Source organism: Pseudomonas sp. FSL R10-2189 (genome assembly GCF_009600325.1).
GTDB lineage: Bacteria > Pseudomonadota > Gammaproteobacteria > Pseudomonadales > Pseudomonadaceae > Aquipseudomonas > Aquipseudomonas helleri.
This window is the reverse complement of sequence record NZ_WIVZ01000051.1, coordinates 21,602-30,711: the sequence shown is the minus strand read 5'-3', so window position 1 is coordinate 30,711 and position 9,110 is coordinate 21,602. Positions and strand designations below refer to the sequence as shown.

Annotated in this window: 6 protein-coding genes; all 6 read left to right on the top strand. The window is 58.8% G+C overall.

Annotation, left to right across the window (positions count from 1 at the left end):
* Positions 1-828, top strand: an 828-nt coding sequence (locus GHO32_RS24225; RefSeq protein WP_256678626.1) for a FecR family protein, incomplete at its 5' end; no start/stop codon positions are given.
* Between the two features lie 206 nt (positions 829-1,034).
* A complete protein-coding gene (locus tag GHO32_RS24220; RefSeq protein WP_153336072.1) occupies positions 1,035-3,809 on the top strand; it encodes a TonB-dependent receptor in 2,775 nt (924 codons plus the stop codon).
* Positions 3,810-3,906: 97 nt separating this feature from the next.
* A complete protein-coding gene (locus GHO32_RS24215; RefSeq protein WP_123752072.1) occupies positions 3,907-4,536 on the top strand; it encodes a heme acquisition protein HasA in 630 nt (209 codons plus the stop codon).
* Between the two features lie 113 nt (positions 4,537-4,649).
* Complete coding sequence (locus GHO32_RS24210; protein ID WP_153336071.1) at positions 4,650-6,395, top strand: type I secretion system permease/ATPase; 1,746 nt, start codon at positions 4,650-4,652, stop codon at positions 6,393-6,395.
* On the top strand, positions 6,392-7,720 hold the full coding sequence (locus GHO32_RS24205; protein ID WP_153336070.1) for an HlyD family type I secretion periplasmic adaptor subunit: 1,329 nt from the start codon (positions 6,392-6,394) through the stop codon (positions 7,718-7,720). Before GHO32_RS24210 ends, GHO32_RS24205 begins: the two co-directional genes overlap by 4 nt.
* On the top strand, positions 7,717-9,051 hold the full coding sequence (locus tag GHO32_RS24200; protein ID WP_153336069.1) for a TolC family outer membrane protein: 1,335 nt from the start codon (positions 7,717-7,719) through the stop codon (positions 9,049-9,051). The genes GHO32_RS24205 and GHO32_RS24200 overlap by 4 nt, the downstream gene beginning before the upstream one ends.
* The last annotated feature ends 59 nt before the right edge of the window (positions 9,052-9,110 follow it).

Genomic DNA, 9,110 nt, shown 5'->3' with positions numbered 1-9,110 from the left:
GATCCAGCCCACTGCCAACACCAAGGACAGTACCGCAGCCCGCCCGACCCAACGCAGCGGGCGTCTGCGCCGGTGACTCGGCGCAGACGCCCGCTGCGTTGGGTCGGGCGGGCTGCGGTACTGTCCTTGGTGTTGGCAGTGGGCTGGATCAGCGGCCCGACAGTGCTGATCAATATGCAGTCCGACTACCGCACCGGCGCAGGAGAAATCCGTACCGTGCAGCTTGATGACGGCAGCTCGGTGGAGCTGGATGCGTCGAGCGCCATCCGCATCGATTACGACACCTACGAACGGCGAATCAGCCTGCTGGCGGGCTCGGCAGTGTTTGACGTGGCGCCGATGGGCGAGGCAGAAGTCCGGCCCTTTGTGGTGCAAAGCGCGGGCGGGCAAACCAAAGCCCTGGGCACACAATTTGTTGTCGGGCGCCAAGGCAGCGACCAGGCGTGGGTCGGGGTGTTGCAACACAGCGTCGCTGTGAGCCTGCAAAGCCCGCCGGTTCAAGGCGCAGCCCGACAAACCCTGCAAGAGGGGCAGAGTGCGCGTTACAGCTCACGCAATGGCGTGCAACCCTTACCCGGTTATGACCTGAGTGCGGCCACCAGTTGGCGACGCGGCGTGCTGATTTTTGATCGCCAGCCGTTGGCCCACGTGATCGAGCAACTCAACCGTTACCGCCCCGGGCAAATCGTTCTGGCCAACCGTGCCTTGGCCGATCGGCAAGTCAGCGGCGTCTTCCGCCTCGAAATGCTCGACAGCGCCTTGCACACCCTCACTCAGGAATTGCACGTCAAACGTGTGGAACTGGCAGGCGTCAGCCTGATTTATTAAACCGATCCCTGTAGGAACGAGCTTGCCTCGCGATCTTTTGACCTTCAAAGATCGCGAGGCAAGCTCGCTCCTACATGGGTTTCATCAGCCATACCGAACTTCTGAAAATTATTCGCAAAAACCTTTACTGACTTTTCCCCGCCCGTTCGTCTTGCTATTGAGATTCATTCTCATGACAAAACATGTAAGCCTGGGGATAACAAAAAATGGTCGTTAGTCAGCGCAAAGGGAAGCAGCCCGCAAGCCGGTTGGCCTTTGCTGTACATGTGGGAATATTGGCCGTATTGGCGGCCCATGCACCGGTGCACGCCGTTGAAAAAGTCAGCAGCGCCATTGCGCAAGAATTCATCGCCTTCCACATCCCGGCGCAGCCGCTGGACAAAGCGGTGCTGGTGTTTGCCGAGCAAGCCGGTTTGCAGGTGCTGTTCGACAGCCAGATGCTGCGTGGCCTGACTTCGCAGCCCCTTAACGGTGACTTCGGTGTGCAGGAAGGCCTGGCGCGCCTGCTGGGCAGCAACCCGGTGGAATACCGCTTTACGGGTGAACGCCAAGTGACCTTGACCCGTGTGAGCGGTGAGGCCAAAGGTGCGCTGGCGCTGGGCACCACCTCGGTGACCGCCAGTGAGAACGGCAACGGCGCAGACTGGGTGTACCAAACGCCCCAAGCGGTGTCAGTGATAACCCGCGAGCAAATCAACAAGCGTGCCCCGCGCCATGCCGCCGACATGCTCGAAGAAACCCCCGGCGTGTACACGGCTGTCGACCAGCGTGACCCAGGTTTGTCGATCAATATTCGTGGGGTTCAGGACTATGGCCGGGTCAACATGAACGTTGACGGCATGCGCCAGAACTTCAACGTCAACGGCCACCAGCACCGCAATGGCGTGATGCTGATCGACCCGGAAATGGTCTCCAGCATCGAAATCGACAAAGGCTCGCAGTCCACCCTGGGCGGTGCCGGCGTTATCGGGGGGATCGCCACATTCAGAACCCTCGAAGCCAGTGACTTCCTGAAAGACGGCAAAGAATACGGCGGGCGCATTCGTGCCGGCAGCGGTATCGGCAACATGGGCAACGGCACCTATTTCAACGGTGGCGGGGTATTCGCGTTTGGTAACGATATCGGTGATGCCTTGTTTGCCGTGAGCGAGCGGCACTTCGGCAACTACCGCAGCGGGCGGCAGCATGCGGGCAATTTAGGTTCTCAGCTTCGGCTCAAAGATGTACGCCCCGAAGCCTGGAAAAGCTGGCTGAAAAGTGAAGTCGGTGACGCAGGCAGCGTGACCCGCTCGCAAATGGCCAAGTTCGGTCTCAACCTGCCGAACGACCAGCGTGTGCAGTTGAGTTACCTGAACACCGACAGCGACAGCAATGATGCCTGGACCTACCTCAAGGCTGATCAGTCGGGTTATGACTATGTTCGGCACAGCAAAAACAACCTGAGCACCGCCAACTACGCGATTGATTACAGCTGGAACCCGGACAACGAACTGATCGATCTGAAGGCCAAGCTGTATTACGTCGACACGCAACTGGACCGTGCCAATGCCCGGCATAACGCCACGGCAGACAACGCCTTTGGTGCTTATAAAGACCGTTTCCAGACGGAGACCTGGGGCGGGTTGGTGCAAAACACCTCACTGTTCAACTTCGACACCTATGGTCAGTTGAGTGTGAATTACGGCCTGGAGATGTATCAGGACACATTCACGCCGCGCACCAACAAAGTGGCCGCCGTCAACGAACAGTCGCTACCTTATGTAGAGGGCGCGAACCCCTCTGGCAAGCGAACTATGGCCAGTCTGTTCAGTAATCTGGAGTATGACTACAACGGTTGGTTGAACCTGAGCGGTGGTTTGCGCTATGACCGCTATCGCCTGGAAGGTAAAACAGGCATGACGCTTTTCGAACGACAAATCATTCGTTATGAAAATGGTGTGCCGGTGGTCAATCTCGACCCAGGTAAGCGCGTCGAAAAGATGTACGACGTGGACAATGAGAGCGGTCATTTTTCGCCGACCTTTGGCATCGCCATCAAGCCCGGTGTGGACTGGCTGCAACTGTATTCTCATGTCGGTAAAGGCTGGCGCCCACCGGCAGTGACGGAGGTGTTCATGACAGGGCGCCCCCATGCTGGCGAAGCACCTGAGCGGGTATTCCCAAATCCTTTCCTCAAGGCTGAAGAGTCGAAAGACTGGGAGGTGGGTTTCAATATCTTCAAAGAGTCGCTGTTCTTCGATAATGACCGGCTCGGGATGAAGGTGTCGTACTTCGATAACCGAATCAAGAATTTCTCGTTTATGCAGTACGGTATTAGCCTGCCGGAGGCCGCGACGAGTAATTTTGGTGACCTGGCGTACGTTAATAATCTGAGTGATACACGTTTTCGAGGTGTTGAATATCAACTTAATTACGACATGGGGCGGGCTTATACAAACTTGAGTTATACCCATATGATCGGCAGTAATGACTTTTGTTCCAAGCGCTATTACATGGGTGGAGCGAAAACAACAGGGAAAACACTCAAGAGTTATATAGAGCGCTATGTACGTCCGGATGGAAAAATAGGTATTCGTCCTGTCAGCGAAAAAGAGTGGCTGGATGATGATGTGAAAAATAACGCGGTTGATTGTGGCGGGATAATGGGCAATGCGACGTACATGCCTGCGGATCGAGGCTCATTAACCATTGGTGCGCGCTTCCTGGAGCGGCGTTTGGATACAGGCGTTCGCCTGCGCTACAGCCCTGGCAACGGCAGAGATCTTAATGCGCATAACTATAAGTCCATCGAACAGGCCATGTGGCCTAAATACAGTGTCTATGACCTGTATGCCAGTTACTGGATGACTGACGATTTTAATATTTCGTTGGTGATGGAAAACGCTACGGACGAAGCCTACTTTGTTGCTATGGGTGATGTTAATAACTTGAGTCTGGCGCGCGGGCGGACACTGAGCGGTATGCTCGAATATAAGTTTTAAGTAGAAAACGTATTCCTTATTAAAGAATTTGCCCATGTCGGGTAAATGCACACGTTCGTGTGCGCTCACTAAAACTGTCCAAGGAAAAGGTTAAGAGATGGCTATTTCAATTACCTATAACTCTGCATTTGGTGATATTTCCATTCAGGACGTGCTCAGCGTCTGGTCCACTGGTTTCAAAACGGCCGGCCATGGTACGGGCAATACAGGTGGATTTAACACGGGCACGGGTCAGTATGATGGCGAGCAATATGCGACCCACGGTGCCAATGGGTCTCAGTATGCCTACATCGCCGGAAGCGATACGACTGATGGCTTGCATTATGTGTATAACCCGCTTGTTTCACCGGGTGACAACATGAATCACTACCTGTGGGGTGAGTTGGACAGCGTACAACTGGGCACGGATTTGAACGGCGGCAGTGGTAGCCCATTCACACTTGATGATTACTTTGTCTCCTTCAACGGCCTCGACCTGTCCGCTGCCAGCGATGCTGGCCGTGCAGGCAACGCCGTTCAGGACGTGATCTACGGCCTGATGCGCGGCAACGTGGCGGGCCTGGAAGGCGTGCTCAACACCCTGCTGAGCGAGTTCAATCTGAGCACCGATTCGACCTTCGACCAACTGGCGGCTGCCGGTCTGGCGCACGCCGACACCGCGTTTGCGGCTGATATCGGTCTGGTCGGTGTGCAAGACGCTGCCCAAGACTGGGCGCTGGCGGCTTAACACGCTCTCTCAGCCTTGAACCCAATCCTGTGGGAGCGGGCTTGCTCGCGATGACCTCGCTGGCGAGTCAGCTCCCGCAGTTTGATCGGTGATTTTTCCACGGAACCCTCTTCATGACCCGGCCCAAAGCCCACGTCGCCAACGAGATGCTGGCTGCCTTGACGGCCTACAAACGTGCTTTTTTCAACATCGGCCTGTTCTCGGCCGTGATCAATTTACTGATGCTGGCCCCCGCGCTGTACATGTTGCAGGTGTACGACCGGGTGTTGGCGTCGGGCAATGAAATGACCCTGTTGATGCTGACGCTGATGATCCTCGGCCTGTTTGGCCTGATGGGCGCGTTGGAATGGGTGCGCAGCCAGGTGGTGATCCGCCTCGGCACGCAAATGGACATGCGCTTGAATCAGCGGGTCTATGACGCCGCCTTTGAGGCGCAATTAAGCACCGGCAGCCCGGCGACCGGGCAGGCGCTGAATGACCTGACCAGCCTGCGCCAGTTCGCGACCGGCAATGCGTTGTTCGCGTTTTTCGATGCGCCGTGGTTTCCGGTGTATCTGTGGGTGATCTTTATGTTCAGCCCGTGGTTGGGGCTGCTGGCCCTCGGTGGTGCGGTACTGTTGATGTTGCTGGCGTGGCTTAATCAGCGGGTGTCGCAGGGGCCGCTCAAGGCCGCCAGCGAGTTATCGGTTGAGGCCACCCAGCAGGCCAGCGCGCATTTGCGCAATGCCGAAGCGATTGAGGCGATGGGCATGCTCGCGACCTTGCGCGGCCATTGGCTGGCGCAGCACACGGCATTTTTGGCGCAGCAGAACCTGGCCAGTGAAAAAACCGCCAGTGTCGGTGCCTGGTCCAAGGGCGTACGTCTGGCCCTGCAATCACTGGTGCTGGGGCTGGGTGCATTGCTGGCGGTGCAAGGGCAAATCACCGCCGGGATGATGATCGCCGGGTCCATTTTGATGGGCCGGGTGCTGAGCCCTATCGATCAGTTGATTGGTGTGTGGAAGCAATGGACTTCAGCGCGCCTGGCCTATCAACGCCTCGAATCACTGTTGCAGGCGCATCCGGCCCGCCCGCCGCGCATGGCGCTGCCCGATCCACGGGGCGAGCTGGCGGTCGAGCAACTCAGCGCCAGCGCACCCGGAACGCGGCGTGCCACGTTGAGCAACCTGAGTTTTACCCTGCCCGCCGGGCAGGTGCTCGGTGTGATCGGCCCGTCAGGCTGCGGCAAGTCGACGTTGGCCCGCTTGCTGATTGGGGTCTGGCAGCCGCTGGCTGGCAAGGTTCGGTTAGATGGTGCGCAACTGTCGCAGTGGGACAAACAGCAACTCGGCCCCCATCTGGGGTATTTGCCTCAGGATATTCAGTTGTTTGCCGGGACCATCGCGCAAAACATCGCCCGCTTTGCCCAGGTTGATGCCGACAAGGTGTTGGCGGCGGCGCAGATGGCAGGTGTGCATTCACTGATTTTGCAAATGCCCGAAGGCTACGACACCCGCTTGGGCGACGGCGGCGCCGGGTTGTCGGGCGGGCAGAAGCAACGTATCGGCCTGGCCCGTGCCTTGTACGGCTTGCCCGCGCTGATCGTACTCGATGAACCCAACGCCAACCTTGATGAAGCCGGGGAGCAAGCCTTGCTACAGGCCATTGCCCAACTCAAACAGCTCAAGCGCACGCTGATCCTGATCACCCACAAACCCAACGTACTGACCCTCACAGATCAGCTGTTGATCCTGCGCGAAGGTCAGTTACAAGCCTTTGGCCCCACCGCCAAGGTGCTCGCCGCGCCCAAGCCCGCAGCGCCCAAACCGGCCATGAATGTGAGCTACCGACTGGGCACCGTAGAGGCGAACAAAGCATGAATGCCGCAAACGCCAAACCGCCCTATGAGGGTAACGTGCTGCAACTGGATGATCGTCGCCATGCGCGCCTGGGTTGGCTGCTGATGCTCGGCGGGTTTCTCGGGTTTCTCGCCTGGGCTGCTTTGGCGCCGCTGGACAAAGGCGTCGCGGTGTCGGGCAAGGTCATGGTGTCAGGCAATCGCAAAGTGGTGCAGCATCCCAGTGGCGGGATTGTTGAGCGCATCGACGTGCGTGATGGCGACCGTGTGCTGGCGGGGCAAGTACTGATCCGGCTCAAAGAAACGCCGTTGCTGGGTCAGGCGCAGTCGCTGCGCAGCCAGTTTTATGGCTCGTTGGCCAGCGAGGCCCGGCTCAATGCCGAGGTTGAGGGCGCTGCAAGTGTGAGTTTTCCTGCTGAGCTGATGGCGCTGCATCACGAGCCCGAAGTGGCGTCGAACCTGGCGTTGCAACAGCAGTTGTTCGCCAGCCGGCGTCAGGCGTTGCTGCTCGATCAGCAAGGCATCGGCGAAAGCATCGCCGGAGCCGAGGCGCAATTGCGCGGGGTGCGTGACTCTCAAGCCAATAAAGTGCTGCAACGCACGGCATTGGACGAGCAACTGCAAGGCCTGCGCGAGTTGGCTCGCGAAGGGTACATCCCGCGTAATCGCCTGCTGGACAGCGAGCGGGTGTACGCCCAAGTGCTGGGCTCGATCAGCGAAGACTATGGCCGCATCGGGCAATTGCAGCGTCAGGTGCAGGAGATGCGCCTGAAAATTCGCCAACTGACCGAGGAATATCAGAAAGAAGTCCGTACGCAATTGGCGGACACCCGCATACGCAGCGAAGACTTGCGCAACCGCTTGGCGTCGGCCGAGTTTGAACTGGCCAACAGCCAGTTACGCGCGCCGGTGGCGGGGATTGTGGTCGGGCTCGATGTGTTTACCGAAGGCGGGGTGATCCGGCCGGGCCAGGCCCTGATGGAAATCGTCCCGCAGGGCGAACCCTTACTGGTCGAGGCGCGGGTGCCTGTGGAATTGGCCGACAAGGTTCACGCCGGTTTGCCGGTGCAACTGATGTTCTCGGCCTTTAGCCAAAGCACCACGCCACGGGTGGCGGGCGAGGTGACGCTGGTGTCGGCAGACCGTCAGGTCGATGAGCGCACCGATGAACCCTATTACACGTTGCGGGCGCAGGTCAGCGCCGAGGGCATGGCGCAACTGGCCGGTTTGCAGATTCGCCCCGGCATGCCGGTCGAGGCCTTTGTGCGCACCGGCGAGCGCTCGATGCTGAATTACCTGTTCAAACCCTTACTGGACCGCACGCACATGGCGTTGGTGGAGGAATGAGTGTGCGTCGATTGTGCCGCGGGGTGTTGATGCTGGGCGCGGTGTTGGCCAGCCCGGTACAGGCATTGGGTTTGCTTGAAGCCTATGACTTGGCGGTGCGCAACGATCCGACCTTTCAGGCGGCGATAGAAGAGCGCGCTGCGGGCCAGGAAAACCGAGCGCTCGGGCGTTCAGCCCTGTTGCCGACGCTGGCCTGGAATTACAGCAACTCGCGCAATGAGTCTGAAGTCACGCAATCGCACACAAAGACCGACCGCGATTACCGCAGCTATGCGGCGACGTTGACCCTGCAGCAACCGCTATTGGACTACGAGGCCTATGCACGCTTTAAACAAGGCGCGGCGCAGGCCTTGCTGGCCGACGAGCGTTTTCGCAGTAAAAGCCAGTATTTGGCGGTGCGGGTTTTGAGTGCCTACAGTCAGGCCTTGTTGGCACAGGAGCGGATTGAGCTGAGCCGGGCGCAGAAACGGGCGTACAGCGAACGCCTGCAACTTAATCAACGGCTGTTAAAAGGCGGCGAGGGCACTCGCACCGATGTACTTGAAACCCAGGCGCGCCTGAGCCTGGCGGTCGCCCAGGAAATCGAAGCCCAAGACACGCTGGATGCCGCCTTGCACGAGCTGGAGGCCATGCTCGGTGAACCGTTGCAGGTGGAGCAGCTTGACCCGTTATTGCCGCACTTCGGCATTCAGCCGCTGGAGCCGCAGCGCTTTGAAAGCTGGCGCGAACTGGCCCTGGCCAATAACCCGGACCTGGCGTCGCAACAGCACGCCCTGACGTCGGCCGAGTACGAAGTGGAACGCAAGCGGGCCGGGCATCTGCCCAAGCTCAGTGTGTATGCGAGCAGTCGGCAAACCAGTTCGGACTCTGAGAGCACCTACCACCAGAAGTACGACACCAACAGCGTCGGCATCCAGCTCAGCGTGCCGTTGTTTGCCGGGGGCTCGGTGTCGGCATCGACACGCCAGGCGGCGCGGCAACTGTCGCAGGCGCAGTACGAACTGGACGCGCAAACAGCTGCGACGTTGGTGGACTTGCGCAAGCAGTACAACCTCAACAGCAGTGCGGCGGCCAAGGTGCGGGCCTACGAAATGGCCGTGCAGTCAGCCAGTGCGTTGGTCGATGCAACGCGCAAAAGCGTGAGTGGCGGGGAGCGGGTCAATCTGGATGTACTGGATGCCGAGCAGCAACTGTATAGCGCCAAGCGGGATTTGGCCGAGGCAAAGTACGCGTATTTACTGGCGCGGGTGCAACTCAAGTACTACGCGGGCTTATTGAATGACGCGGATTTGTTGCAGGTGGCGGGGTATTTTCACGTTCAGAAACCGTAGCGCGCCCATCGCGGGCAAGCCCGCTCCCACAGGGGTTCAACTTGTGGGAGCGGGCTTGC

Bases quoted from the DNA above. Each gene is read 5' to 3' on its own strand.
- GHO32_RS24220 (WP_153336072.1), top strand. From the start codon at position 1,035: ATGGTCGTTAGTCAGCGCAAAGGGAAGCAGCCCGCAAGCCGGTTGGCC.
- GHO32_RS24215 (WP_123752072.1), top strand. From the start codon at position 3,907: ATGGCTATTTCAATTACCTATAACTCTGCATTTGGTGATATTTCCATT.
- GHO32_RS24210 (WP_153336071.1), top strand. From the start codon at position 4,650: ATGACCCGGCCCAAAGCCCACGTCGCCAACGAGATGCTGGCTGCCTTG.
- GHO32_RS24205 (WP_153336070.1), top strand. From the start codon at position 6,392: ATGAATGCCGCAAACGCCAAACCGCCCTATGAGGGTAACGTGCTGCAA.
- GHO32_RS24200 (WP_153336069.1), top strand. From the start codon at position 7,717: ATGAGTGTGCGTCGATTGTGCCGCGGGGTGTTGATGCTGGGCGCGGTG.